The organism is Mucilaginibacter robiniae (assembly GCF_012849215.1).
Lineage (GTDB): Bacteria > Bacteroidota > Bacteroidia > Sphingobacteriales > Sphingobacteriaceae > Mucilaginibacter > Mucilaginibacter robiniae.
This window is the reverse complement of sequence record NZ_CP051682.1, coordinates 3,814,285-3,839,870: the sequence shown is the minus strand read 5'-3', so window position 1 is coordinate 3,839,870 and position 25,586 is coordinate 3,814,285. Positions and strand designations below refer to the sequence as shown.

Genomic DNA, 25,586 nt, shown 5'->3' with positions numbered 1-25,586 from the left:
GTTGCGGCAATTTTGCATTTGGAGCTTAGCATCAATTGCAACTGCTTCAACTAAACAGTACGCTAAATGAATTACCCTGAAACACTCGACTACCTATATAACCAACTCCCTATGTTCACCCGCGTGGGAGCATCGGCTTTTAAAAAAGATCTGACCAATACATTAGCATTGTGCAAACTGCTAGGTAATCCGCAACATCAATTTAAAAGCGTACATATAGGTGGCACAAACGGCAAAGGTTCTACCTCACACATGCTGGCAGCAATATTACAAATAGCAGGTTACAAAACCGGTTTGTACACCTCGCCTCACTTGAAAGATTTCCGAGAGCGTATTTGTATTAATGGGAAAATGATTAGTGAGCAGGAAGTGGTAGCTTTTGTAGCGCAGCACCAAGTTAATTTCGAAAATATACAACCTTCATTTTTTGAAATGACCGTAGCTTTAGCTTTTGATGCTTTCGCCCGCCACAAAGTGGACATTGCCATTATTGAAGTAGGGTTAGGCGGCCGGTTAGATTCAACCAATGTAATTACTCCGCTATTGTCTGTCATCACCAACATAGGTTGGGATCATATGAATTTGCTGGGTAATACCTTACCAGAAATTGCAGGCGAAAAGGCAGGTATTATCAAGCCCCAAATTCCAATTATTGTCGGCGAATACCAGCCTGAGGTAGCTGGTGTATTTACGAAAACAGCGCAGGAGCAACAGTCTCCACTTACTTTTGCCTCTGAGCAATGGCAGGTTGAGGTAATTAGTAGCCAGCTTTCTGAAGATAAAGAGATGGAAATTGAGGAAGAGAAACAGCAATCATTACTTCAAAGCTACTCATCTAGCAAATTACTGAACATCAAAGTACACGGAAACCATGCTCCTGCAACGCAAAACCCGCAACCTGAAGCTCAACAACTACAATTAGATCTTACCGGTACCTATCAGCTCAAAAACGTAAAAACAGTTTTATCGGTTGTTGATGAATTAAGGCAGCAGGGTTTTAGCATTACGAACGAGCATGTATGTGTAGCCTTGGAACAAGTAAAAACCTTAACTGGTTTAAATGGCCGCTGGCAGATACTTAGCCAGAAACCACTTACTATTTGCGATACTGGCCATAACCCTGATGGTATTCAGGAAGTACTGAAAAATATACAAGCCGTGCCCTATCAACATCTGCATTGGGTATTAGGTATGGTGAACGATAAAGATGCCAGTAAAGTGTTAAGTATGCTTCCTCAACAAGCTACTTATTATTTCTGTAAACCGGATATCCCGCGCGGGCTGGAAGCTGAAACTTTGCAGCATCAAGCTAGTCAGTTCAACCTACAAGGTAGTAGCTACCCATCGGTAAAAAGCGCATTACAAGCAGCACAGCAACAGGCCGGTTCTGCCGACCTGGTTTTTGCCGGCGGCAGCACTTTTGTAGTGGCCGAAATAGTTTAAATTTCCTGAACAGCCATTTAGGGCAAAAGCCTACATTTACCGAGTAAACCATTTATCTCTGTAATTATGACGTACGTACCGGCTGAAAACCGTTATGAAAATATGCCTTATCGCCGTTGTGGCCGTAGCGGCATAAAGCTCCCGGCTATATCATTAGGCTTATGGCACAACTTCGGCGGAGTCGATGTATTTGAAAATTATCGTAAAATACTACACTTGGCTTTTAATAGCGGCATCACCCACTTCGACTTAGCGAACAATTACGGCCCACCCTATGGCTCGGCAGAAGAAAACTTTGGTCACATTCTGCAAAAAGATTTTAAGAACTATCGCGATGAACTAATTATTTCCAGCAAAGCAGGTTATGATATGTGGCCAGGCCCTTATGGTAATTGGGGTTCAAAAAAATATCTGGTAGCCAGTTTAGACCAAAGCTTAACACGTATGGGACTGGATTACGTAGATATTTTTTACCACCACCGTCCTGATCCTGAAACACCTTTAGAAGAAACCATGTCTGCCTTGGATTTAATCGTGCGCCAGGGTAAAGCTTTGTATGTAGGTATTTCTAACTATCAAGCAGAAGAAGCAGAGAAAGCGATTGCTATTTTAAAACAGCTAGGTACACCATGCTTAATTCATCAGCCTAAATATTCCATGTTTGAGCGTTGGGTAGAGGGTGGTTTACTGGATGTTTTAGAAAAAGATGGTGTAGGCTGTATTCCCTTTTCACCACTGGCACAAGGCATGTTAAGCAATAAATACCTGCATGGCATTCCGGAAGATTCAAGAGCAGCTAAAACCACAGGCGCTCTACAGCAAAATCAATTAACCACTGAACGATTGAATCAGATTCAGCAATTGAATGATCTGGCACAGCAACGCGGCCAAACCCTGGCGCAAATGGCTTTAGCCTGGTTATTAAAAGATCCGCGGGTAACTTCAGTGCTAGTGGGTGCCAGCAAACCGGAACAGTTAGCCGATTCGCTGAAATGTTTAGAAAACATCCAGTTCAGTAATGAAGAATTAAGCCGGATAGAAAACATCCTAAGCAATTACTAAGACCTTATATATGGACAATATTAACTGGGGTATTATTGGCTGTGGCGATGTTACTGAGAAAAAAAGTGGCCCGGCCTTTAATAAAGTATCCGGCAGTAAGCTGGCTGCCGTTATGCGACGCGATGCCGAAAAAGCTGCGGATTATGCCAGCCGCCATGGGGTAAGCAACTGGTACAATCAGGCTGAAGACTTACTGAACGATAGCGAGGTGAACGCCATTTACATTGCTACTCCCCCATCTTCACATTTGGAGTATGCCTTACAGGCTTTAGCTAAAGGTTTTCCGGTATATGTAGAAAAACCGGTAACTCTGAATGCTGCACAGGCTCAACAGATGGCTGATGCAGTAAAACAGCACAACGGTAAACTGGTAGTAGCTCATTACCGTCGCCGCTTACCTATGTTTTTAAAAGTAAAAGAACTATTGCAACAGCAGGTTATTGGTGAAGTACGCACTGTACAAATGCGCTTATGGCAAAGTCGTAAACCAGCTTTGGTCACCAAAAATGCACCGAACTGGCGTGTACAGCCCGAAATATCAGGTGGTGGCTATTTTCATGATTTAGCCCCGCATCAATTAGATTTGATGCTGTACTTTTTTGGCGAACCTGCCTTTTACCAGGGATTTGCCTTAAACCAAGCACAAGCCACTACTGCCGACGATCATGTATGTGGCCAAATCTTATTTAAAAATCAGGTAGTATTCAATGGTTCCTGGTGCTTTGATGTAGCCGAAAATCAAAACACTGACAGCTGCGATATTATTGGAACTAAAGGTAAAATCAGCTTTTCGGTATTTGGCAATACTATTACCGTTCAGAATGAAGCTAGCGAACAAACTTTAAACTTCACTCACCCCGAAAATATACAACATCCTATGATTACCAGCATAGTAGGCTATCTACGCGGCGAAGAAGCCAATCCGTGCAGCATTGAAGAAGCTGTTACGTTGATGCAGATTATGGATGCATTTACGCAACCTGTTAAATTGTAACTCACTAAAATTATACTTATAAAATTAAAATGAAAAAACTACTAAACGTGTCATTAATCTTAGGCTTTATGCTTACTGCTTTTACAGCCTCGGCACAAATGGATAAAAGCAAGCGAACTAGCCCACCCGATACCGTAAGGGGTACGATTAAAAACACCCAGGTTGAGGTAGCTTATAGCCAGCCTTCCGTTAAAGGCCGTACTATAGGTAAAGACATTGCCACATATGGTAAATGGTGGCGTACCGGTGCTAACGAGATTACAACGGTTGAATTTAGTCATGATGTTAAGGTGGAGGGAAAACCATTATCTGCGGGTAAATATGCCTTATACAGTATTCCTGGCGAAACGAGTTGGGTAATCATTTTCAGCAAAGGTGTTAAAAACTGGGGCACGGTTTACAAAGAAGATGAAGACGTATTGCGTGTTACCGTTAAAACCCAAAAAGCGACTGAATTTACTGAAAAGTTAAAGTTTATGATTGATCCATCAGGCAAAATCAGCTTTGTTTGGGGTGATAAATTAGTAGCTTTTAAAGTAAAATAATTTCAACTTATCTGTAACAAAAATCATTTTAGGCTATCTAAGGTATAGCTGTTAAATCGTTACGCATGCAAGTCCATATAGGCTTGCATTTTTTGTATATTCAACAATTAATTCAAACCCTCTAAAAAAACCATGTTAAAACCCAAACTATTTTGGTGTGCTTTGGCGGGCAGCCTGTTCTGCCAATCGCTAAAAGCGCAAAAAGTTGATTTTACCGAGTATGATCTGCCCAATGGCTTGCATGTTATCCTTCATCAGGATAAATCAGCTCCAGTGGTAGCCGTAAGTGTGATGTATCACGTAGGTTCTAAAAACGAAGTACCGGGACGTACCGGCTTTGCTCACTTTTTTGAGCACCTGCTATTTGAAGGTACTGACAACATTAAGCGCGGCGAGTTTATGAAAATTGTAGCTGCTAATGGTGGTCAGAACAATGCTAACACTACTTATGATCGGACTTTTTACTATGAAGTGTTTCCATCTAACCAGTTTAAACTGGGCTTGTGGCTGGAAAGTGAGCGTATGATGCACCCGGTGATTAACGAGATTGGCGTTAAAACCCAGAATGAAGTAGTAAAAGAAGAAAAGCGCCTGCGTATGGATAATACGCCTTATGGTAATTTAGTAAATAGCATTTTTAAAGATTTGTTTCCAAAACATCCTTATGGTGGCTCAGTAATTGGTTCCATGGCCGACTTGGATGCAGCTAAGCTAGATGAGTTTAAAGCATTCTTTAAAAAATATTATACACCAAACAATGCAGCACTTTCTATAGCTGGCGATATTGATGTGGCCCAAGCTAAAAAACTTATTAACGATTATTTTGCTGATATCCCGAAAGGAGCACCTGTGGTGTACACTAAAATTGAGGAAGCTCCTATCACCAAACAGATGGTGGATACTGCGTATGATGCTAACATACAGCTGCCGATGATTACCTCTACTTACCGCGTACCAGGTAACGATAGTAAAGATTCAAAAACGCTGGAGATGATTTCAGCTTATCTATCAAACGGTGGTAGCTCTAAGCTTTACAAAAAAATGGTAGATGATAAGAAAGAAGCTTTACAGGTAGGCTCTTTCAATTATGCACTGGAAGATTACGGCGCTTATATTACTTACGCGCTACCAAACAACAATACGCCGCTTAACACACTGCTTGCTGATGCTGATGCCGAGATTGTAAAGCTGCAAACCAACTTGATTAGCGAAGATGATTATCGCAAGCTGCAAAATCAGTTTGAGAACAATTATATCACCGCAAATTCCAAAGATTTGGGTGTGGCTGAAAACCTGGCTAACGGCTATGTTTTTCATCATAAAAACACCAACTATACCAACCAGGAACTGGAACGCATTCGCAGCATTAGCCGCGAAGATATCCGTGCAGCTGCCATTAAATACCTGCAGCCATCATCACGCTTGGTATTGTATTACCTGCCAGTTAAAAAAACAACCTGATAAACAACTATTGATTGGTTAAAAACAAAGCCTGCCATACGCAAGCCATTGAAACAGAACACATACATGAAAAAAATATTAGCTATTGCTGCAGGTGCTATTTTGCTGCAACAGGCCCAAGCCCAAACTATTGATCGCACGCATCAGCCGGCACCCGGCCCGGCTCCGGTTATTACTTTTAAAGATCCGGTTACCTACAAACTCTCTAACGGTATTACCGTATTAATTGTAGAAGACCACAAACTACCACACATAGATGCTAGCTTTTACGTTGATGCTGGTCCGCGTACAGAAGGCAACAAAGCGGGCGTACTAAACCTGATGGGCCAAATGCTGAATGAAGGCACTACCAATATGCCCAAAGCACAATTTGATGAGGCGGTAGATAAACTAGGCGCTTCTGTAAGCCTAACCAGCACCGGCGGTAGTGTAGATGCACTTACCCGTTACTTCCCGGAAGCTTTTACATTAATGAGCAAAGCTTTAGAAACTCCGGCCATGACCCAAGCTTCTTTTGATAAACTACAATCGCAGTACTTAACCGGCTTGAAAAGCAATGAGAAAAATGCAACGGCTATATCCGGTCGGGTAGTTAATGCTTTAGCATATGGCAAAAACAACCCTATGGGGGAGTTTGAAACGGAAACAACCGTTAAAAATTTAACCCTGGCTGATGTTAAATCAGCTTACATGCAATACATTACGCCATCACGTTCGTACTTAACTATTATTGGCGATATCAAATCGGATGCTGCCAAAGCTTTGGTGGAAAAAACATTTGGTAGCTGGAAAGGTGGTGCTTTAACCTTACCTACACTAGCTACTGTACCCAATCCGGCTGCTACAGAGATTGATGTGATTAACATGCCAACTGCGGTACAATCTAATATCACGGTAACTAACTTGGTATCGTTAGGCATCAATGAGCCCGATTACTTTGCGGTACAGTTAGCCAACATTATTTTAGGTGGCGGTTCTGACGCTTACCTGTTTAAAGCTCTACGTGAAAAACGTGGCTTTACTTATGGAGCTTACTCCAATATTGGTGGCGGCAAGTACCAAACTGCTTTTAAAGCCAGTGCTGCCGTACGTACAGCCAAAACAGATAGTGCAGTTACCGAATTTTTAACGCAGATTAATCGTATTCGCAGCGATAAGGTATCAGCCGAGGAATTGCAAAATGCGAAAGCATTGTACAATGGTTCGTTTGCTTTAAACATGGAAAACCCTTCAGCTACGGCCAGCTATGCACGTAACATTTTGATTAACGACCTGCCTAAAGATTACTACCGCACTTACCTGCAACGCATCAATGCCGTTACTGCAGAAGATGTGCAACGCGTAGCGCAAAAGTATTTTAATTATGGCAACACCCGTGTAGTTATTGTAGGTAATGCTTCGCAGTTTATGCCAGGTTTACAAAAACTGGGCTTCCCAGTTAAAACGTACGATACTTATGCCAACCCGGTTACGGCCCAACCAACAGCTGCTGTACCTGCCGGCCTGAAAGCAACTGATGTACTGAATAACTATATCAGTGCCGTGGGCGGTTCAGCTGAACTTAAAAAGGTAAAATCAGTTAGTTCTACCGGCACTATGCAAATGCAAGGCATGAACTTGGCTGTTCAAACCAAAAACATGGTGCCTAACAAAGAACTCATGACAGTTTCAATGGGCAGCAATACTTTGATGAAACGTGTATTTAATGGCACTACTGGCTACCAGCAGCAAATTAGCAATAAATTGCCCATGACTGCCGACGAGATCAAGGAAAAGAATGTAATTACTGGCTTGTTTGAACAACTGAATTACGTAAGCAATCCAGCATTTAAAACCGAGCTAAAAGGTGTTGAGAAGGTAAACAATGCCGATGCATACAAAGTTTCTATTACCTCACCTACCGGTAAAACTTGGAATGAATATTTTGATACCAACACCAAGTTACTGGTACGACAGGAAGAAACCCAAACTCAAAACAATGTAGTTATTACCACTACTGTTGATATGGGCGATTACAAGAAAGTTAATGGCGTGATGTATCCATTCAGTCAAACTATCACCAACAGTGCCAACAACCAGCAACAAGTATTGGATCTAAAAATCAATGATGTTAAAGTAAACGAAGGTGTTACTGCGGCTGATTTTCAATAAGTCCTTATGTGCCTCAAAACTTTATTTAATACAAGGCTATAATATAGCCCCTATTAACAAAGAAGCCCTGCAATGCAGGGCTTCTTTGTTAATATTTAACCGTTAACTATTTAGAAGACTTTTTAGGCACTTTAGCGCCTTCCTTCCTGGCTTCAGACAGGCCAATAGCTATAGCTTGTTTCGGATTGGTTACCTTCTTACCACTTTTGCCTATCTTCAGTTTGCCTTCTTTCATTTCGTGCAGTTCCTCATGCACTTTTTCCTGTGCTTTTTCTGAATACTTTGCCATAGTTTTAATGTTTTAAGCAGATGTATATCTATTAATAACTACAAGCCATTGGGTAAATGGTTTACTGTGAATCCACAGCAACCGCCTCTAACTTTTCTACATCAGTAGCGTTTATCAGCATCAAATGTTCGGTAATTTGAGCTACATTCCAGTTCCACCATGCTATACGTAGCAGCCGTTCAATGGTGTAATCGTCAAAACGTTTTCGAATAACGCGTGCTGGGTTACCGCCTACTATAGCATAATCAGGTACATTGTTAGTTACTACGCTTTGCGCAGCAATAATAGCACCGTTGCCAATTTTTATACCTGGCATCAGGGTAGCGCTATGCCCTATCCAAACATCATTACCAACTACGGTATTGCCTTTGTTAGGGTACTTTTCTGTTAAGTCAACACCTTCTGTAATCTTTTCCCAACCCTTACCAAATATGGCAAACGGGTAAGTAGATATTGGGGCTAATTCATGATTGGCGCCATTCATGATAAACTTTACGCCTGATGCTATGGCGCAAAACTTACCAATGATGAGCTTATCGCCAATAAAATCGAAGTGGTACAATACATTACGTTCAAAATTATAAGGATCATCTAAATCATCATAGTAGGTATAATCTCCCACTTCAATATGAGGTCGGGTAATTATATTTTTTAGGAAAACTAATTTGTTATAGTTGGGTAAAGGGTATAAAGTACCAGGATGCGGTCCGTAGGTGGTCATAAAGAAATAAATAAGTAAAAAGATTAGTTAAAACAGAAAGCCGTAGTTGTACTGACCTGTAATCTTTTCTGACCGTTTACTGAAAGATAATAAAGCTTAACGGAGCCGACAGGCCAAATTATATTACCATTGGAGTAGGTGTTTGTGCCTTATAAGGCAGCACAAAGATAGTAAAAAGCTAAATTTCACCTAATACAATTGTTTTACCTTTGCGATGATGAATTACATTTCAGAAACCGACCTGATTTTAAATGCTGATGGCAGCGCCTATCATATCAACCTGTTTCCGCATGAGGTAGCAGATACCATTATTACCGTAGGTGACCAAGATCGGGTAGCTGAAGTAAGCAAGCACTTTGACCACATTGAGATAAAAAAAGGTAAACGCGAGTTTGTAACTCATACCGGACGTATCGGGCAAAAGCGCATCACTGTAATATCTACCGGCATCGGCACCGACAATATTGATATTGTATTAAACGAGTTAGATGCTTTGGTAAATATCAACCTGGATACACGTACAGTAAACAGTCAGCTGAAAAGTTTAGACATCATCCGCATTGGCACATCGGGTGCTGTACAGGCCGATGTTGAATTAGATACCCTGCTGGTATCATCCGCAGCATTTGGATTGGATCCTTTAATGCATTACTATCAGCATAGTCTTTCGGCCCATGATGCCGCTTTACTGCAGGCTTTTAAAGAGGCTATTCCTGCCAGCTATCAACTTTGCCCCTACTATGCCTCAGCCGGGCAAGCACTACTGGACACTTTAGCAACTGATTTACCTCGAGGCATTACGATTACAGCACCTGGCTTTTATACACCACAAGGCCGGCAGGTGCGGGCTCAAACAGCAACGCCTCAGCTCCTGTCAGTTTTACAAAGCTTTAGTGCAGGTAACCAGCGTATCACTAACTTAGAAATGGAAACTGCCGGCATATATGGTTTGGCGACCAACTTGGGCCATCAGGCTATCTCTTTTAACGTAATACTGGCCAATCGTGTAACTCAACAATTCAGCAAACAACCCTTAGTAGTAATGGAGCAAAGCATTGTACAAGTACTCGAACGCATAACCAACAGCAAATAAGACAGCTACGTTACTTGTGTAGAAATTTGCAGCAAACATAAATTCAGGTACAATGTTACCACCTGAAACTTATTATACACCATAGCTGCATACCTATGATTATCAAAACATCTACTATACCTTTTTATGCCAAGCTTGCATTAGTACTCATTGGACTTATTACATTAGGCTTTCTGATTATTTTGGGTAAAGAAGTACTTGACCCACTAATGTTCGGCTTTTTGTTTGCCATTTTACTATTACCAGTAAGCAACTTTTTTGAGCGTAAACTTAAACTACCGCGCAGTATGGCCGGCTTTTTATCCATCCTGCTGCTGGTTAGCTTTGTAGGAGGTATAGGTTACCTGGTAGGCTCCCAAATATCAAATTTGGCTAATGACTGGCCTCAGTTGAAAGACCAAATCGGCAAAACGGCTGATGATGCGCAGGTATGGATTCAGCACTCTTTTCATATTAACGCAGAAAAGCAGAACGCTTATGTAAAAAATACTGCCACCAAAGTCATGTCATCAGGCGGTGCAGTGCTAGGTACCACTTTTGGTGCAGTATCAGGGCTGTTACTTTTCTATGCTTTCATCATGATTTTCACTTTCCTGATTTTGTTATACCGTCGTTTACTGTTCAAATTTGTATTGAAAGTTTTTGGTGAAGAAGAAGGACAAACCAGTGTTGTGTATGACATTGTTGAAAACATACAGCGTATTTTAAGACAATACATTTTAGGTTTATTATTGGAAATGGTTATTGTTTCAACAGTAGCTTGTATAGCTTTCCTGATTTTAGGGGTTAAATACGGCTTGTTGTTAGGTGTAATAACCGGCTTGTTCAACATCATCCCTTACATTGGTATTTTTTCAGCATTGCTATTAAGCAGCTTAATCACATTTGCTACTGGAGCTGTGGCTAAAGCATTAATTGTAGCTATTTGTGTTATTGTTATTCACCTGTTAGATGCCAATTTATTGTTGCCATTAGTAGTGGGTTCTAAAGTGCGCCTGAACGCTTTAATTACTTTCCTGGGCATTGTACTGGGTGAGATGCTTTGGGGCTTATCAGGTATGTTTTTATCTATCCCAACCATCGCCATCATGAAAATTATTTTTGACCATGTGGAAGGATTGAAACCTTGGGGATACCTGCTAGGTGGCGATTATGAATACAAAGAACAAGCGCAGGAAAAAATGAAAACCGAATAATTCGGTTTTAGTGCATCAACTGAGCAATACGCAGGCTTATGGCTACGCCATAGGCCATTAACGTAACGGTATTGATTACCAGCAGCCAGTTTAAATCAGCAACTCGGTATTTTTTCACCGTACATAAAATCAGTAAGGTTATAAAGCCGGCTATAAGTAGCACCGGGAAGATCATGCGCCATTGATATAAGTTGATATATCCCACGTGTTGCAGTTTACCCTGATTGATAATTACGGCGCTTAAAGCAGCGAGTAAAAATATCAGAAACGTTCTAACAGCGAGTTTAGCAATGAGGCGGCTTCGTTCCATAAGGCCACTAAGGTAAGTTTTCCTGACCACTATTATATACCGGCAAGTTGCACAAAGTAACACCTGATACTTAACTTTGCTGCCAGCATACATGGCTATGTAAAACTATTGTGCTTATTGTTCTATGCAAATTGCTAATTACAAAAAGATATTTTTAACGCTGGGTTTATTAAGTGGTTTATGTAGCTATGCACAAAGGCCGGTTTTCAGGGCCATACCATTAGGTGTAAAAGGTGGTATTGATGAAAGTAACCTATCAGCCTACTTGGTAGCTCCAGCAGGTTCTGATAACTTTATTTGCCTGGATGCGGGTACTTTACACTATGGTTTACAAATAGCAGTAAACAACCATGTTTTTGCAGGCCCACCCGAGCAGGTATTGAAAAACAACATTAAAGCTTATTTTATTTCCCATGCGCATTTAGATCATGTAAGCGGCTTGATTATCAACTCGCCCGATGATGGTAACAAAACCATTTACAGTAATACTGAATGCCTAAAAACTTTAAGTACCAAATATTTTACTTGGGATAGCTGGGCTAACTTCACTACCGATGGGGATAAACCCCGGCTAAATAAATATACCTTACAGCCCATAACAAGCGGTGAAACCGTAAACGTTGCCGGCACTGAAATGCAGGTACAAGCTTTTCCACTTAGCCATTCTAACTTGGAAAGCACTGCATTTCTGGTAAATAGCAGCGGTAATTATTTGCTTTACCTTGGTGATACAGGTGCCGATGAAGTTGAGAAAAGCCACAACCTGGACAAGTTATGGCAAGCTGTTGCGCCGCTTATTAAGGCTCAAAAGCTCAAAGCCATATTCATTGAAGTTTCATTTCCGAACGAACAACCGAGCACCAGCTTGTTTGGCCATTTAACGCCCGATTGGTTGATGACAGAAATGGAGAAACTAAGTACCCTATCTGGTGCTACTGCCTTAAAGAATGTGAGTGTAGTAATTACCCATGTTAAACCACCGGAAGCCAACATCAGCAAAATAAAACAGCAACTGCGTGCTGAAAACAAGCTACAATTAAAGCTGGTATTTCCAGAACAAGGCCATCCGCTATTATTTTAAAAGGTCTACTGTAGGCATAAATAAAAAGAAAAGCCCTGCTTTTATGAAAGCAGGGCTTTTCTTTTTATTTATCCTAACATCAATACGTCTTCATCATCCGTTAAGCTGAGCTGAATGTTTTCGCTACCGGCAATACCTTCAATAGAGCCTTTAATGTGAGCTGCACTAAGCAATACTTTTTCCAATTGCTTTTCACGCACCTTCCATAATTTTTCCATTTGCTCACGCTCCTTATGGATAGACATACGCATACTCGTAAAACCCTCGCGCAAAGCTTTCCACTGTTCTGAAAACTCATTACTCATCAGGTAATCATACAGCAGCTGCATTTTATCGCCCTTGTTTTCTTGAGCCCGCATAATGGCCGATGTTTTTATTACACCATCGCGCAGGATGTATGATACTGGCTTTACTTCTTCGAATGAGCAAATCCAAACACCATCCTTTTCGCCAAAACAATCCATATCTTTAGGGTAGCACTGGGTTACAATAACGGCAATATCAGCACCTACCTGGCGCATGTCTTTCTTAAGCTTCTCTACCCAATCGCCGCCAAATTCTTTAGTACGCTTGCTCTCATAAATAATTCGTCCACACTCCTGCCCATACGAGTTGCGCACGGTTTGAATACAATCGGCTCCGCGTATGCCTTTGCCTACTTCATTCACCATATCAAACGGGAAGTAACTACGCAGCAACTCTTCTAGAATCAGTTCCTGTACCTCGCCTTGCAACTGCATCGAACCCTGTTCGGCTTTACGCTTCATTTCCTCGGCTAGCTTTTTCTGATCGTCCAGTTGTTTTTCCAGTTCGCGTACTTTGAACTGGTACTCCGTATCGCGCATAGCAAACTTCTCGTTTTCCTGCTTGCGAATTTGATCGGTAAGTTCGTTACGCTGTTCCTGAAGCTTACGCTGAGTAATTAGTTCCAGTTCTTCCTCGCGATGTTTTAAGTTTTGCTCTTTTTGCAAAAACTCCAACTCCTTTGAACGGGCCTGCTGCAGTTTTTCTTTCGATTCATTGGCCGAGTTTTCCAGCATCCGCATCTTATTTTCCAAATCAGCCTCAATAGATTTGCGTAAAGCCTGTTCCATGCCCTGTTGCATTTGGCGCTTTTCTTCCGCTAAACGTAGTTCAAATTGTTCTGACTGCTGACGCTGCCTGGCGGCAAACTCTTCCTCTTTTTTCTTGAACTCTTCCTCCTTCTTGCTTTTATACTGCTGCACTTCCAAACGCAACTGCTTCTTATACTCTTCGGTCATTACTTCTTCAATCGGGAAGCCATGACTGCATTTTGGACACTTTACTTCTGTTGCCATACGGGTGTATTCAGGATTGAGTTTAACAGCTTTATGAGCTGTAAGCGAAGGTAAATGTATTTTGCTAAAATTTTAAGCAGTTGTTTTAAACATAATCTGCAATTTTATTAACAATTACTTAAATAGCGTACTTACGCAGCTAAGCACAGATATTATTAAAATTGGGTTTCAGCCTGAATTTTTTCTATCCATTGAGCCATACGTTCATAATGCGAACCTTTCCAGTAAACCCGTTGGCATTGTTCACATTGCCAGAATGCATTAAAGTGTAGCTGTGTTTTAGGTGGAAGTAAATTTAGCACCTCGTTTTTGCTAACCTGATGAAGCAAGCCGTTGCATACAGTACAGCGCTTGAAAGGTATGAGTTGCTTAATCATCTCATAACGGTTTAGCACTTCCATTACTTGTGCTTCGGTTGGTTGTGAACGTAACCAATAGCCCCAATGCACCTTAGCATGTTTAAGCAGGTGCAAGCTTCGAGTCAAGATAATTCGGTTGTGTTCGGCAGCAAGGTCAGCCAGTTGAGTTTCATTTAATTGCTGGTCATACCATACATCAAAGCCCAGCAAACGCAAACTTCGAACCATTGTACCCAGATGTACATCAGCGATAAAACCGTTATAAACAGGTGGCTTACCAGCAATGGAATGTTGGTTACTAAATATGCTTTGATGCGGATAAACATTCACATGATCGTAATGCTGCAAGATGTAACTAAAATCAACAAATTTATTATTTACCTGAATTACGTCTACTTCGGTATGCGGGACCCCCATAGCTTCTATAGCATCTTTTATTGCTGGGTTACCTGTAAAATGGTAAACGTAAGGAGTGGAAGCATTAGCTGGTAGCAAATCTTTCAAACTCCCTTCAGCATGAAAATAAGCTACGTTAAGCAACATGGATTTAATTTATATAGATGTGTGATGTATGATAAGGATATGAATCCTGATTTTCTGAATGCTACTGGAAAAGTCTTGCACCCGGTACCCCGCTACAATCATTTAAGCGGAAATGAAGGCGTATGATGATATTGTGTTTTAAACCTGTAACTAGCCGTGTAAACGCATTTACAAAAAGCAATTGTTATAGATTTAAGACTAACGCCCGCTACGTATTTTCAACTGTTGAACTTCTTGTTTAAGCTCCTGTACGTTTTGTTGTGCCTGGCGGTTTTCCAGATAAAAGTAGATGGCACAAGCTAAAAATATCTTACCCAGAATAAACACAGCAGCAAATACCCATTTCCATGTCTTATGTACCCGCATATGGCTACTTTGGGCTTCTACCTCCAGGTAATCAGGCTCTTTTTTATACGTGCGCTGCTGATAATCATGTTGATTTTGCCGGTAAGCTATAGGGCCGGGTTCAGGGGCTGGAATAACTTCTTTCAATTCCGCTTCTACACGACTCCATAAATCAGCAGGTGGTTGTATGGCCATGTGTTGCGCCATAGTTTCCAAATCATGTTCTATTTGGGTTAATGCTTGCTGTACAACCGAATAGTGCTGTTTCATGTGTAAAACTTCCTGCTCTTCAGCTTTTGTGGCTGCTCCCATTACGAAAGCTTCCAGTATACCGCTATCTATAAATTGCTGAATGTTGTTATCCATGTCGTATTATGGTAAAAGCTTCCTTCAAGATTCTTTTTACGTCTTCGTCACTTTTGTTCAGTTCACTAGCCAGCATGGCTGTAGGCTGCTGAAAGTAATAAATACCACAAAACACCAACTGCTGTTCGGTGGTCATGATGCTTATGTATCGATCAAGCTGTATACGTTCAGCCATATGCATATCTGCCTGCTTTTCAAACAGGCGTTTGCTACGGGCAAAACTGCTAAGCTTAATTCTGGCCAGTTGCTGAAGCTGCAACCAAGGGGTCATATCGGTTTTTGTGAAATCACTTAACCTTAAAGGCACTTCTTTGAATATTTCAACCAAATAATCTTCGGCCAGTTTGTAATCTTTGACTACTTCAACCAAATACCCCAGCAGCCAACTACTATAACGATAATATAATGCCCGAATTACTAAAACGTCATTCTGGCTTAAAGGACCGGAACTATCAATATTTAACTTCACAACATTGAAATTAATATTGCCTGCACAAAGATAACGACATTAACCGGCAATTACTATACATAGGCAAACGAGTTTAACCATTACTTAAGTCTATTCAAAAAAACCAATAATCGTTGTACCTATAGCCTACTTTATAAGTTACATCTTTTCAAAAAATATATTCATAAAACCTGTAACAAGCCATAGCGAACGGCATCTAACTATTGCTTATTTGGCCGAGGTACCACAACAATGCCATAAGCTACGTCCCGAGCCCGCACCTTAAGGGCCCTCTCAAACAAATATTTTTTTTTCAACTTAACATGGCTGATTTAATTTTTAAACTCTGGTGGGTGCTGCCTGTTGCTGTCGCCCTTATTATGTACAAATCTGTACTGCATGTATTTTTCGGTATGATTATCGTTCCTGACGATCGTATTGGCTTAGTGATTAAAAAATTCACCTTGTATGGTGATAAGCGCCTGCCCGATGGCCGTATTATAGCTACTAAAGGGGAAGCTGGTATGCAAGCACAACCTTTAGCACCGGGATTATACTGGCGCATGTGGCCTTGGCAATACGCTGTAATTATGGAACCTTTTACCATTATTGAGCAAAACAAACTTGGATTGGTAAAAGCCAGGGACGGCGCTCCTATGGATACTGGGCGTGTACTAGGTCGCCCTGTAGAGTGCGACAAATTTCAGGATGCTGAACGCTTTTTAGAAAACAGAGGACAGAAAGGCCCACAAGCGGCTTTTCTAACACCCGGTAGTTATCGTATCAACACGTTTTTATTTGATGTTGAAAAAGTACCAATTACGCAAGTACAGGAAAACAAAGTAGGTATTGTTACTACGTTGGATGGCGAACCACTAGATAAAGGCGAGATTGCTGGCGGCTCGGTAGTAGGGCACCGCAACTACCAGGACCCAATGGCTTTTATACATGCCGGTGGTAAAAAAGGCTTGCAGGAAGATGTGATACTGGCTGGTACCTACTACCTGAACCCTTGGTTTGTGTTGGTAGAGCAAGTGGATATGATGCACATTCCGATTGGTTATGTTGGCGTGGTAAACTCCTTTGTAGGTCCTGAAGGTACTGATACCAGTGGTGATAATTTTAAGCATGGTAACATTGTTAAGAAAGGCCAAAAAGGTGTATGGGATGAACCGCTTGATCCCGGTAAGCATCCGGTAAATATTTATACACATGGTGTAGAAGTGGTCCCGACCACTAACATTGTACTCAACTGGGCTAACAGCCGCATGGAGGCACACGAGCTGGATAAAAACTTGAGCACCATCAGTGTGCGATCATTTGATGGGTTCACTTTCAACCTGGATGTATCGCAGATCATCCACATTCCGCGTAATGAGGCGCCTAAAGTAATTGCTCGTTTTGGTAAGATGAAAAACCTAGTATCGCAAGTACTGGAGCCTACTATTGCCAACTACTTCCGTAATGCAGCACAAAAAAGCGATGTTATCGGCTTTCTGACCAACCGTTCGCAACGGCAGGATGATGCCAAAAGCCACATCAGCCAGGTATTGGCCGACTACAATGTGGTAGGCGTTGATACCTTGATTGGCGACATTGTGCCACCTGAAGCGCTGATGAAAACTATGACCGACCGTAAGCTGGCCGAAGAAGAGCGCCACACCTACGAAGTACAACGTAGCGCCCAACTGGAGCGTAAAGAATTTGAAAGCGCCAAAGCCGGTGCAGATATGCAACCCGAAATTGTAAAATCAACCCGTCAAGTTGAAATCAATACCCAGATGGCTGCTGCTAAAGTAGCTTCGGCAAAAGGTGATGCCGAATCGCGCACCATCAATGCAAGGGCTGATGCAGAAAACCGCACCATTAACGCCCATGCGGATGCAGAAGCTAAAACGATTATTGCCAAAGCAGATGCTACCGCTACTGAAATAAATGGTACTGCCGATGCCGGTAAAATTAAAGCCATAGGTTTGGCAGAAGCTGAAGTAACCAAACAAAAAACCGAAGCTATGGGTACCGAGCAGTATGCCATCGTTCGTGTAGCCGAAGCTTTAGCCAGCAACGGCATCAAGCTGGTACCCGAAATATTGGTTAGTGGCAAAGATGGTGGCAACAATGGATTAGTGGATGCATTAATTGGTACGGAAATGTTTAAAAAACTACAGAAAGAAAATGAAGAATAAGAACTAATAAACAATAAAGCACGATAATATCGTGCTTTATTGTTTATTAGTTACATACTATATTATTGTATTAGCTACTTTTAAAACCGTAATGCCCAATTTATACATTATAGCAGGTTGTAACGGCGCAGGAAAAACTACCGCCAGTTTTACTATTTTACCTGAAATTTTGAATTGTCGTGAATTTGTAAATGCAGATAATATTGCAGCTGGAATTTCACCATTTAATCCTGATAACGTAGCATTAGAAGCTGGCCGAGTTATGCTGCACCGTATTAGACAACTCGTGAATGAAAAGGTAGATTTGCTATTGCAACTACTCTATCTACACGTAGCTATGTTTCCTTCATTAAAGAGGCTCATAAAAATGATTATGAAGTTACACTGCTGTACTTTTGGCTAAGCTCTACTGAGTTGGCTAAGCAAAGAGTTGCTAAAAGAGTAAGTAACGGAGGTCATAACATACCAGATGATGTTATAGAAAGAAGATATTATAGAGGCATACAAAACCTAATTAATTTATATAATCCATTATGCGATAATTGGATAGTTATTAATAATACTTCTTTAAAGCCTGAGATTGTTATACAAGGCAAAACAGACGATATGAATACGATCTTTAATGCTTACATTTGGAATAAGATTTTACAACAAAGCACAAATCATGGCCAGTAAAATAGATATTAACGATTTATCTCGAAAAGTTATGTATGGTGTTGAAAAAGCTTTAAAAAAGCTTGTGAAAGAAAGTGCTGCTAATAACAAAGATTTGGTCATAGCAGATGAAAGCGGGAACATTAAAACTGTTCAAGCTAAAGAGTTACTCCAATCTGTTTATCAAAACAATACAGCTTTATAGAATTTGTTCTATTCTATAACTTTTTCCATTTAAGCTAAACCCATCTCCTACCCGGTGGCCTTTCATTTTTAAGCCGATGGGCGAGCCCGGTGATATGGCAAAATAAGTTTCGCCTTGTAATGTTAGAGTGCCGGCACTAATAGCCAAATAAAATTTCCCATTGTTGGTCATAACCACGCTACCTGCTTCCACCTGTTGCGAGTGACCATTAGTACTAATTTGATTAAGCGTAACCAACAGCTTATTGGCCTCATTCAGTTGCATCAAATTCCGGTTAGTTTCCTGCTGCATCATGGCTCGGCCAGTTTCATACTTATCACCTGCACTGCTTTTAGTATCTTCATTAGAGGCTTGCTGGGCAGCGTCAATACCTTGCTGGGCAGCTTGCATGCGTTGCTGTATGTAGTTGGAACATAATTGGTGCAGTTGTTTTTTCAATTCGATGGCTATCATGAGAATGGGTAAAAATAGAAGAAATCAGGTTGTCATTTTTAATTCTATAAATAGATTACGTAAAAACGTTTTTTACAAGCAAGCAAAAGGCTAACAATGTTCCGAAACAATTAACGTTACAACCAAACCATCACCTACCTGTTAATAGTTAATTATTCACACTCTTTTTTATCCATGAAGCTGCATCAATATTTTATTTATAGCTTTTTTGCTTTATTGCTTATTCTTAATGGCTGTTCGTGTAATCGGCAATCCTCAAGTAACCAAAACAATTCGTCCGCTTATAATTCAGCTCTCGCAGTATCGGAAGATTTTGAGGCTGGCAGCAAGAGCAGCTATGCTCCACAGCAAATCAATTTTAAAAGCGGCCTATGGTATTTAAAAGATGCTTTAATCGGTAACTCAGCTGCCGATGCTAAAAATGGCAACCAATCTATTCGCCTCCGAAATAACGGCGAGCTGCAGATGAATTTTGATGTTAACGGTGCAGGTAAAGTAACGATAGCTCATGCGGCTTATGGCAATAGCAACTCCACTTGGCAGCTTTTCATGTCGATTGATGGCGGTCGTACTTTTACACAGACCGGTGTTAACATCCTCAGCCAGCCACATGATTTACAAACCATAACTTTCGTTATTAACCATCAAGGCCCTATACGATTTGCTATTCGGAAGATATCCGGAGGCAAAAGCCGCATTAATATTGATGATTTCAAAATCTACAGTTTTAATGGTGGAAGTGAAGCACAAACCGCCACGGCTTCTGAACAAAGCGCTAGTGATACGGCACAAACCGGAGATAATTTATTACTGGGTAACCCAAGCAATGCTGTAGCTGATACGCACAATCCGGATAATTACCTGATTACGCTGCCTTACTATACCGAAAGCTACAACCGAAGCAAAAGCGAACCTAACTGGGTAAGCTGGTATGTAAGCACGGCATCATTAGGCAGTGTAAGCCGTATTAATAATTTTAGGCCCAATATCAGCCTGCCCAAAGGTTGGTACGAAGTACAACAATTTAGCTATTCGAGCAGCGGATTTGAACGTGGGCATAACTGTCCATCGGCTGATCGTACCAGCACAACGGATGCTAACTCAGCCACGTTTTTGATGACTAACATGATACCCCAGGCACCTAATAACAATGAGAAAACCTGGGGCAACCTAGAGAATTATGAACGGGAACTGGTACGTCAAAACAACAAGATTTATATAATCATGGGCAGCTACGGTACAGGCGGTACTGGAAGTAAGGGCTACCGTACAACTATTGATAGTGGCCGCGTTAATGTACCCAGCCGTATTTGGAAAGTGATAGTAGTATTGCCGGTAGGCAATAACGATTTACAACGTATTAACAACGACACCCGTGTAATTGCTGTAGATACGCCTAATGATAACAGTATTGTTCCAGACTGGACACAATACCTGTGCACTGTACGGGATATAGAGAAAGCAACTGGATACAATTTATTATCTAAGTTACCCAAAACGGTACAGGATGCTATAGAAACTCATAAAGATACTCAAAGTAACTCCAGCAATCGTTATAATGCACGGTTATAAATTAAAGTAACTATCAACCAAAAAGAGCCGCTTAATGCGGCCCTTTTTGGTTGATCAAGAATATTTAAAGAGATTATTCTTCAGCTTTTGCAGTTTCGCCTTTGCTAAATATTTCGGCTAGCTTAGCATCTAATTTGGCACCACGCAGGTTTTTGGCAATTACTTTACCATTAGGATCAAGCAAAAAGTTTTGTGGAATAGCTTGTACGCCATATAAGTGAGCTACTTCACTATCCCAGAATTTCAGATCAGATACCTGAGTCCAGGCTAAACCATCTTTGTGGATAGCGGCCAACCATTTGTCTTTAGCATTAGGACGATCTAACGATACGCCCAAAATAGTAAAGTTTTTGGTTTTATATTTATTGTAAGCTTCTACCACATGCGGGTTTTCTGCACGGCAAGGGCCACACCATGAAGCCCACAAGTCAACCAGCAGGTATTTACCACGGAAAGAAGACAATTTCACCATTTTACCACTGGTATCAGCCAAAGCAAAATCGGTAGCAGTAGCACCTAAAGCTACATTTTTCATGCCAGCTAGTTGTTCGCCAAACTTTTTACCGCTTTCAGAATTTTTTAAATCAGGTGAAAGTGAATTGTACAAAGGAGCTATAGCGTTATAGTCTTCACCGTAAGCCAAGTTTCTTAATTGGTTTAAGCTGATGATAGATTTTGGATGTGCTTTAATAAAGGCTAATCCTATCTTGTTAGATTGTTCATCGGCAGAAGCATCCATAGCTTCCATTTCAGCTTTAAAAGCAGCTGAATTCCTTTGCTCTGGAGTAGCGGCTTTTTGTTTAGCCTCCATAGCTGTGTAAATATCCTGAACAGGCTTATTAGCTTTAGAAAAAGCTTCATTGTCCATGTTGGTAGGCGTACCGGTTACTTCCGCATTTTTTAAAGAATCTTTGCTGGTGATGTTGATGGTACCATTCTCTAGATAAATAGATTGATAATCGCGCACTCTGGCCATACCATTACCAGCCTGATTCAGCAATACGTAAGCTTGCATAGGTGCAGTACTGGTTGCTCCGGTAAACTCGAATGTACCCTTATTTACTACTGCCGAATCCATGATGGTTTGTCCATCTTTACGGTATTGTAAATAAGCTTTAGCCGGTGCGGTAATGTTGCTACCCAATTTACCTTTAACAGTAAACTTGCCGGTTTGTGCAAAGGCTAGAGCCGGTACAGTGGCCAATGCGGTCAAAATCAGTTTTTTCATGGATTCGTGTTTTTGTTTTTCAATAAAGTTTAGTAGTATCTACCTGATACTTAAACACAAATATAACATTGCTAAGTGCAAATTCAACTCCGGCCAACTTTTTTACAGAATTATAAATTAGTATCCCTTTAACATTTACTCGATTGATAAAATAGCAACTCAACCTTTATAAAAACAACCAACCCTTGCTGCTTTATGGCAACAAGGGTTGGTTTAATCGAGTGTATTTGTATTATGTTATTGTCCTTTTACCTGTTGCAGCATTTCCTTAACTGCGGCTTCCAGTTGCTGGTCTTCACCGTTAAGTACTTGGTTGTAATTGTTCTGTACTTTAATATCTGGTTCCAACTGGTGATTTTCGGTAGCATGAGTTTCGCCCATACCCCATGAGGATACCATTGGGATACCAAACACAATAGTACGGTCAATTTGGTTTTCCCACCACACCGCAGTACCTGTACCTGCCACCGGCATACCAATCAGTTTACCTAAACCCAACTCTTTATAAGCATACGGGAACATAAAGGCATCTGAGTAGTTACCCTCGCTCATCAGTACGCAGCTCGGCTTATCCCATTTGTTTAAAGATTCGCCACCAATGGTTTTATGCCCTTGCGGACGCAGTTGGAAGTACAACTTACCACCTAAAAAGGTAGTTAGTTCATCATGCAGCCAGCCCCCGCCATTAAAACGAGTATCTACAATCAGCGCCTTTTTATCGTAATTCCTGCCCAGCACTTTATCAAAAGTAACCCGGAAGCTTGGGTCGTTCATGCTTTGCACATGCACATAGCCTATTTCACCATGCGATAAGCTATCCACCATTTTCTCCATCAGGTGCGTCCAGCGGTTATACATCAACACACTGCTTTCAAAACGTGGGCGTACGGGTTTCACATTTTCCTGGTATGGCGTACCTGTTTTAGGATCATGAAAACTGATCAAAGTATATTTATCCGCTTTGTGGTTTAACAGCTTGGCCCAATCAAAATCATCTGTAATGGCTACCCCATCAATTTTGTCAATTACGTAACCTTTTTTCATTTTGGTGCGCGCCACATCAAACGGACCGCCAGTAATAACATCCTCAACCACCAAGCCGTTGCCACCTTTGGTTTGATCGTACAGTAAGCCTAAGGCACCAGTTTCATCTGCATTCGGGAACACTGGCGAGTAACGTCCACCAGTGTGCGAACCGTTCAGCTCACCCAAAAATTCGCTCAGTAATACCTGAAAATCATAGTTATTATTGATGTGCGGCAAGAACTTAGCATAGGTAGTATGGTAGTAGTTCCAATCAGTACCTTGCAGGTTCGGGTCAAAAAACTTTTTAGGCACTTGTTTCCAGGTATGTTCAAAAATGTAAGCCCGCTCGCCTGCAGCATCCAAATCCATGGTACTATTGATATGCACCGGCGTTATTTTACCATCATCAGTATTTACTTTCATGATGTTACTGCCAGCCAATACAAACAAGGCTTTGCCATCATTGCTCAGCTCTAAGCCGCCACCTGGTGCATTCAAGTTAGCCAACACTTTCATTTCGTGCGTACGAGGCATTACTACCCACAAATCATAACCTTTGTCATATTTAGCCAGGTAGTACATTTTTTCACCGTCTTTAGACATTACATTATCGGCAATACTAGCTGCCCCCAAGGTGATGCGCACGGTACGGTTGTCTAAATTTTTCAGGTTAGGCTGAAATGCATAAGCAGGTACGCCGGCAGGTGTTTTGGCATTGGCTGGCGTAGTTAATGTTGCTGAACGACTCATCGAGTCGCGCTTTTCTTCCTGTTTGCGAATATCCAGATCTTCTTTGCTTAGTTGGAACCTGTCCCAGGCGGCCTGGTCAAAAAACATGGCGTAAATATCTGTTTGTGCACCCCGAGCCAGGTTTTTCATACCTTCTTTATCCGACATCCAATACATCATTTTACCATTCATGCCCCATTGCGGATGACGGTCGTTAAAACCACTTTCGGTTAGGTTGATGCGTTGACCATTACCGTCGGCTTTCATTAAAGCAACTTCGCTACGGCTGTAAGCGCCTTCGCTGGATTGTGCCAGTAAATAGTGGCTATCTGGCGACCAGGTAAAATACTGATCACCGTCAGCATAAGAATAGTTAATACCTTCCGGTATCACCGTTACTGCTTTCTTCGTGGCTAAGTCAATTACCTTAACAACATTACGCTCTTCCAGGTAAGCTACTTTTTTACCATCGGGCGAGTACATACCTTGAAACTCGTCTTTATTAGTAGCTACTACCGGCTCGGTGTTTAATGTAGTAGCCGCAAAGAAATACGGCTCATTACGGTTAGCAATGCTTGTTTTATAAATATCCCATGATTGCGCATTTTCTACCGAATACAACAAGCTGCGACCATCAGGACTAAACTGAATCATGCGCTCTTGGTATGGCGTATTAGTAATTCGCTTGGTTAAATTACCTTCGGCCGAGGTTACAAATATTTCGCCACGATATATAAAAGCTACTTCTTTACCATTAGGTGATACGGCAATTTCAGTAGCATCTCCCCTAACTGGCATGTTCTGTACTTGATCGCCGTTAAAATCAGCACTCAAGCCAATGTTTACTTTTTGTGGCTGCTGACCATCTTTCATGGTATATAACTCGCCACATTGGGTAAAAGCCAGCGTTCCATTATCTGAACGTGATAAGTTACGAACCGGATCTTTAGCGAAAGTAGTAAGCTGAGTAATGGCATTTACATCACTTAAAGAAGCACGATACAAGTTTTGGTTACCATTACGTTCGCTCAGGTAGTAAAAAGCATCACCTTCACCCCAAACCGGTTCACGGTCTTCCCCTACGTAGGTTGATAATTTAGTGTAGGTCTTTTTGGGCATATCATACACCCAGATATCGCGCGTAACAGCCGAGGTATGATGTTTACGCCAAGGGTCTTCATAACCTTTACGATCTTGATAAATAAACTTATCACCGGCTTTGTTAAAATGCACGTATTCGGTACCTGCCGAGTTAACCATAAAGCACCGACCGCCTTTTACTGGTACTACATACAGCTTATTAAAGTAAGCATTGCCCGGAAAACGTACCGAAGTGTAAATATCATGACGATCAGTACCGAAATATACTTTCTGATTATCTGCCGAAAAATCATAAGGGATGTCTTTATCTGAACTGTAAGTAAGGCGTGTTGCCGTACCACCATCAGCTGGCATGGTATATACATCAAAGTTGCCATAACGATCGGAAGCAAAGGCCAGCGTTTTGCTATCATGGCTCCATATTGGATAGCCATTGTAGGCGCTGTTAATGGTTAACGGCGTAGCTGTACCACCTGCAGAGGCCACTTTGAATATATTGCCTTTGTACTCAAAAGCAATCCATTTACCATCAGGTGATAATGCAGGCTGCTGCATCCATAACAAATGGTCCTGGGCCAACAGCCGAGCCGATGAACCTGCCAGCAACATTAAGCTTAGTAATAGTTTCTTCATGAAAAAAGGGTATAATTTTTACTATTCTAAAAATAGCGTAAAAATTATACCCTGCTTTATTTAACACCAGCAT

At 41.3% G+C, this 25,586-nt stretch carries 24 protein-coding genes; 14 read left to right on the top strand and 10 right to left on the bottom strand.

What is annotated here, in order from left to right:
* Nucleotides 1–66: 66 nt before the first annotated feature.
* The 6 genes from HH214_RS16825 (at nucleotide 67) to HH214_RS16800 (ending at nucleotide 7,656) form a co-directional block, all read left to right on the top strand.
* Nucleotides 67–1,443 (top strand): bifunctional folylpolyglutamate synthase/dihydrofolate synthase, encoded by a 1,377-nt coding sequence (locus tag HH214_RS16825; RefSeq protein WP_169609567.1) that lies wholly within the window; start codon nucleotides 67–69, stop codon nucleotides 1,441–1,443.
* Nucleotides 1,444–1,509: 66 nt separating this feature from the next.
* Nucleotides 1,510–2,505, top strand: coding sequence for an L-glyceraldehyde 3-phosphate reductase (gene mgrA, locus HH214_RS16820; protein WP_169609565.1), 996 nt, complete (start codon nucleotides 1,510–1,512; stop codon nucleotides 2,503–2,505).
* A 10-nt stretch (nucleotides 2,506–2,515) separates the two neighbouring features.
* Complete coding sequence (locus HH214_RS16815) at nucleotides 2,516–3,499, top strand: Gfo/Idh/MocA family protein (protein WP_169609563.1); 984 nt, start codon at nucleotides 2,516–2,518, stop codon at nucleotides 3,497–3,499.
* A 29-nt stretch (nucleotides 3,500–3,528) separates the two neighbouring features.
* Nucleotides 3,529–4,044 carry a DUF2911 domain-containing protein gene (locus tag HH214_RS16810; protein WP_169609561.1) on the top strand — a complete coding sequence of 172 codons (516 nt, stop codon included), beginning with the start codon at nucleotides 3,529–3,531 and terminating at the stop codon, nucleotides 4,042–4,044.
* Between the two features lie 132 nt (nucleotides 4,045–4,176).
* Entirely contained in the window at nucleotides 4,177–5,505 is a 1,329-nt protein-coding gene (locus HH214_RS16805) for a M16 family metallopeptidase (protein ID WP_169609559.1), read from the top strand.
* A 66-nt stretch (nucleotides 5,506–5,571) separates the two neighbouring features.
* Nucleotides 5,572–7,656 carry a M16 family metallopeptidase gene (locus HH214_RS16800; protein WP_169609557.1) on the top strand — a complete coding sequence of 695 codons (2,085 nt, stop codon included), beginning with the start codon at nucleotides 5,572–5,574 and terminating at the stop codon, nucleotides 7,654–7,656.
* Nucleotides 7,657–7,762: 106 nt separating this feature from the next.
* Here the strand turns inward: HH214_RS16800 and HH214_RS16795 are convergent, their stop codons facing one another.
* Nucleotides 7,763–7,945 (bottom strand): DUF6496 domain-containing protein, encoded by a 183-nt coding sequence (locus HH214_RS16795; RefSeq protein ID WP_169609555.1) that lies wholly within the window; start codon nucleotides 7,943–7,945, stop codon nucleotides 7,763–7,765.
* 61 nt (nucleotides 7,946–8,006) lie between these two features.
* The gene (locus tag HH214_RS16790) at nucleotides 8,007–8,666 is read right to left on the bottom strand and encodes a CatB-related O-acetyltransferase (RefSeq protein ID WP_169609553.1); all 660 of its coding nucleotides are present in this window, start codon (nucleotides 8,664–8,666) and stop codon (nucleotides 8,007–8,009) included.
* Nucleotides 8,667–8,880: 214 nt separating this feature from the next.
* Between HH214_RS16790 and HH214_RS16785 the strand changes: the two genes are divergently transcribed.
* Complete coding sequence (locus HH214_RS16785; protein ID WP_169609551.1) at nucleotides 8,881–9,759, top strand: nucleoside phosphorylase; 879 nt, start codon at nucleotides 8,881–8,883, stop codon at nucleotides 9,757–9,759.
* Between the two features lie 95 nt (nucleotides 9,760–9,854).
* The gene (locus HH214_RS16780; RefSeq protein ID WP_169609550.1) at nucleotides 9,855–10,955 is read left to right on the top strand and encodes an AI-2E family transporter; all 1,101 of its coding nucleotides are present in this window, start codon (nucleotides 9,855–9,857) and stop codon (nucleotides 10,953–10,955) included.
* 7 nt (nucleotides 10,956–10,962) lie between these two features.
* Here HH214_RS16780 and HH214_RS16775 read toward each other — a convergent pair whose 3' ends face one another.
* The gene (locus HH214_RS16775; protein WP_169609549.1) at nucleotides 10,963–11,265 is read right to left on the bottom strand and encodes a hypothetical protein; all 303 of its coding nucleotides are present in this window, start codon (nucleotides 11,263–11,265) and stop codon (nucleotides 10,963–10,965) included.
* A 124-nt stretch (nucleotides 11,266–11,389) separates the two neighbouring features.
* Between HH214_RS16775 and HH214_RS16770 the strand changes: the two genes are divergently transcribed.
* Nucleotides 11,390–12,346, top strand: a complete 957-nt coding sequence (locus tag HH214_RS16770) for an MBL fold metallo-hydrolase (RefSeq protein ID WP_169609548.1) — start codon at nucleotides 11,390–11,392, stop codon at nucleotides 12,344–12,346.
* Between the two features lie 68 nt (nucleotides 12,347–12,414).
* Here HH214_RS16770 and HH214_RS16765 read toward each other — a convergent pair whose 3' ends face one another.
* The 4 genes from HH214_RS16765 to HH214_RS16750 all read right to left on the bottom strand — a co-directional run bounded on the left by HH214_RS16765 (nucleotide 12,415) and on the right by HH214_RS16750 (nucleotide 15,747).
* Nucleotides 12,415–13,665, bottom strand: a complete 1,251-nt coding sequence (locus HH214_RS16765) for a DUF2130 domain-containing protein (protein ID WP_169609547.1) — start codon at nucleotides 13,663–13,665, stop codon at nucleotides 12,415–12,417.
* A 155-nt stretch (nucleotides 13,666–13,820) separates the two neighbouring features.
* A complete protein-coding gene (locus tag HH214_RS16760) occupies nucleotides 13,821–14,567 on the bottom strand; it encodes a Mut7-C RNAse domain-containing protein (RefSeq protein WP_169609546.1) in 747 nt (248 codons plus the stop codon).
* Between the two features lie 198 nt (nucleotides 14,568–14,765).
* The gene (locus HH214_RS16755) at nucleotides 14,766–15,278 is read right to left on the bottom strand and encodes a hypothetical protein (RefSeq protein ID WP_169609545.1); all 513 of its coding nucleotides are present in this window, start codon (nucleotides 15,276–15,278) and stop codon (nucleotides 14,766–14,768) included.
* Nucleotides 15,271–15,747 carry a sigma-70 family RNA polymerase sigma factor gene (locus tag HH214_RS16750; protein ID WP_169609543.1) on the bottom strand — a complete coding sequence of 159 codons (477 nt, stop codon included), beginning with the start codon at nucleotides 15,745–15,747 and terminating at the stop codon, nucleotides 15,271–15,273. Before HH214_RS16750 ends, HH214_RS16755 begins: the two co-directional genes overlap by 8 nt.
* A gap of 302 nt (nucleotides 15,748–16,049) precedes the next feature.
* On the opposite strand from HH214_RS16750, the gene HH214_RS16745 reads away from it, so the two are divergent.
* From HH214_RS16745 to HH214_RS16735, 4 genes are all read left to right on the top strand, one after another.
* Nucleotides 16,050–17,912, top strand: coding sequence for an SPFH domain-containing protein (locus tag HH214_RS16745; RefSeq protein WP_169609541.1), 1,863 nt, complete (start codon nucleotides 16,050–16,052; stop codon nucleotides 17,910–17,912).
* 91 nt (nucleotides 17,913–18,003) lie between these two features.
* The gene (locus tag HH214_RS22165) at nucleotides 18,004–18,315 is read left to right on the top strand and encodes a hypothetical protein (protein WP_248282132.1); all 312 of its coding nucleotides are present in this window, start codon (nucleotides 18,004–18,006) and stop codon (nucleotides 18,313–18,315) included.
* A gap of 11 nt (nucleotides 18,316–18,326) precedes the next feature.
* Nucleotides 18,327–18,587 (top strand): hypothetical protein, encoded by a 261-nt coding sequence (locus HH214_RS22160; protein WP_248282131.1) that lies wholly within the window; start codon nucleotides 18,327–18,329, stop codon nucleotides 18,585–18,587.
* Nucleotides 18,577–18,771 (top strand): hypothetical protein, encoded by a 195-nt coding sequence (locus tag HH214_RS16735; protein WP_169609540.1) that lies wholly within the window; start codon nucleotides 18,577–18,579, stop codon nucleotides 18,769–18,771. The genes HH214_RS22160 and HH214_RS16735 overlap by 11 nt, the downstream gene beginning before the upstream one ends.
* Here HH214_RS16735 and HH214_RS16730 read toward each other — a convergent pair.
* Nucleotides 18,766–19,224: a 3-oxoacyl-ACP synthase gene (locus HH214_RS16730; protein WP_169609538.1), complete on the bottom strand. Its 459-nt coding sequence runs from the start codon at nucleotides 19,222–19,224 to the stop codon at nucleotides 18,766–18,768. The two genes, HH214_RS16735 and HH214_RS16730, sit on opposite strands and share 6 nt — an antisense overlap.
* A 174-nt stretch (nucleotides 19,225–19,398) precedes the next feature.
* On the opposite strand from HH214_RS16730, the gene HH214_RS16725 reads away from it, so the two are divergent.
* Complete coding sequence (locus tag HH214_RS16725) at nucleotides 19,399–20,796, top strand: DNA/RNA non-specific endonuclease (protein WP_169609537.1); 1,398 nt, start codon at nucleotides 19,399–19,401, stop codon at nucleotides 20,794–20,796.
* Nucleotides 20,797–20,869: 73 nt separating this feature from the next.
* Here HH214_RS16725 and HH214_RS16720 read toward each other — a convergent pair whose 3' ends face one another.
* Entirely contained in the window at nucleotides 20,870–22,024 is a 1,155-nt protein-coding gene (locus HH214_RS16720; RefSeq protein WP_169609535.1) for a TlpA disulfide reductase family protein, read from the bottom strand.
* A 237-nt stretch (nucleotides 22,025–22,261) separates the two neighbouring features.
* Complete coding sequence (locus tag HH214_RS16715) at nucleotides 22,262–25,513, bottom strand: S41 family peptidase (protein ID WP_169609533.1); 3,252 nt, start codon at nucleotides 25,511–25,513, stop codon at nucleotides 22,262–22,264.
* Between the last annotated feature and the right edge of the window lie 73 nt (nucleotides 25,514–25,586).

Excerpts from the sequence above, each read along its gene's own strand:
- HH214_RS16725 (WP_169609537.1), top strand. The coding sequence starts at position 19,399 with ATGAAGCTGCATCAATATTTTATTTATAGCTTTTTTGCTTTATTGCTT.
- HH214_RS16775 (WP_169609549.1), bottom strand. The coding sequence starts at position 11,265 with ATGGAACGAAGCCGCCTCATTGCTAAACTCGCTGTTAGAACGTTTCTG.
- HH214_RS16715 (WP_169609533.1), bottom strand. The coding sequence starts at position 25,513 with ATGAAGAAACTATTACTAAGCTTAATGTTGCTGGCAGGTTCATCGGCT.
- HH214_RS16810 (WP_169609561.1), top strand. The coding sequence starts at position 3,529 with ATGAAAAAACTACTAAACGTGTCATTAATCTTAGGCTTTATGCTTACT.
- HH214_RS16815 (WP_169609563.1), top strand. The coding sequence starts at position 2,516 with ATGGACAATATTAACTGGGGTATTATTGGCTGTGGCGATGTTACTGAG.
- HH214_RS16770 (WP_169609548.1), top strand. The coding sequence starts at position 11,390 with ATGCAAATTGCTAATTACAAAAAGATATTTTTAACGCTGGGTTTATTA.
- HH214_RS16825 (WP_169609567.1), top strand. The coding sequence starts at position 67 with ATGAATTACCCTGAAACACTCGACTACCTATATAACCAACTCCCTATG.
- HH214_RS16800 (WP_169609557.1), top strand. The coding sequence starts at position 5,572 with ATGAAAAAAATATTAGCTATTGCTGCAGGTGCTATTTTGCTGCAACAG.
- HH214_RS16780 (WP_169609550.1), top strand. The coding sequence starts at position 9,855 with ATGATTATCAAAACATCTACTATACCTTTTTATGCCAAGCTTGCATTA.
- HH214_RS16765 (WP_169609547.1), bottom strand. The coding sequence starts at position 13,665 with ATGGCAACAGAAGTAAAGTGTCCAAAATGCAGTCATGGCTTCCCGATT.
- HH214_RS16795 (WP_169609555.1), bottom strand. The coding sequence starts at position 7,945 with ATGGCAAAGTATTCAGAAAAAGCACAGGAAAAAGTGCATGAGGAACTG.
- HH214_RS16730 (WP_169609538.1), bottom strand. The coding sequence starts at position 19,224 with ATGATAGCCATCGAATTGAAAAAACAACTGCACCAATTATGTTCCAAC.
- HH214_RS16790 (WP_169609553.1), bottom strand. The coding sequence starts at position 8,666 with ATGACCACCTACGGACCGCATCCTGGTACTTTATACCCTTTACCCAAC.
- HH214_RS16785 (WP_169609551.1), top strand. The coding sequence starts at position 8,881 with ATGATGAATTACATTTCAGAAACCGACCTGATTTTAAATGCTGATGGC.
- HH214_RS16735 (WP_169609540.1), top strand. The coding sequence starts at position 18,577 with ATGGCCAGTAAAATAGATATTAACGATTTATCTCGAAAAGTTATGTAT.
- mgrA (WP_169609565.1), top strand. The coding sequence starts at position 1,510 with ATGACGTACGTACCGGCTGAAAACCGTTATGAAAATATGCCTTATCGC.
- HH214_RS16745 (WP_169609541.1), top strand. The coding sequence starts at position 16,050 with ATGGCTGATTTAATTTTTAAACTCTGGTGGGTGCTGCCTGTTGCTGTC.
- HH214_RS16755 (WP_169609545.1), bottom strand. The coding sequence starts at position 15,278 with ATGGATAACAACATTCAGCAATTTATAGATAGCGGTATACTGGAAGCT.
- HH214_RS22165 (WP_248282132.1), top strand. The coding sequence starts at position 18,004 with ATGCCCAATTTATACATTATAGCAGGTTGTAACGGCGCAGGAAAAACT.
- HH214_RS16720 (WP_169609535.1), bottom strand. The coding sequence starts at position 22,024 with ATGAAAAAACTGATTTTGACCGCATTGGCCACTGTACCGGCTCTAGCC.
- HH214_RS16760 (WP_169609546.1), bottom strand. The coding sequence starts at position 14,567 with ATGTTGCTTAACGTAGCTTATTTTCATGCTGAAGGGAGTTTGAAAGAT.
- HH214_RS16805 (WP_169609559.1), top strand. The coding sequence starts at position 4,177 with ATGTTAAAACCCAAACTATTTTGGTGTGCTTTGGCGGGCAGCCTGTTC.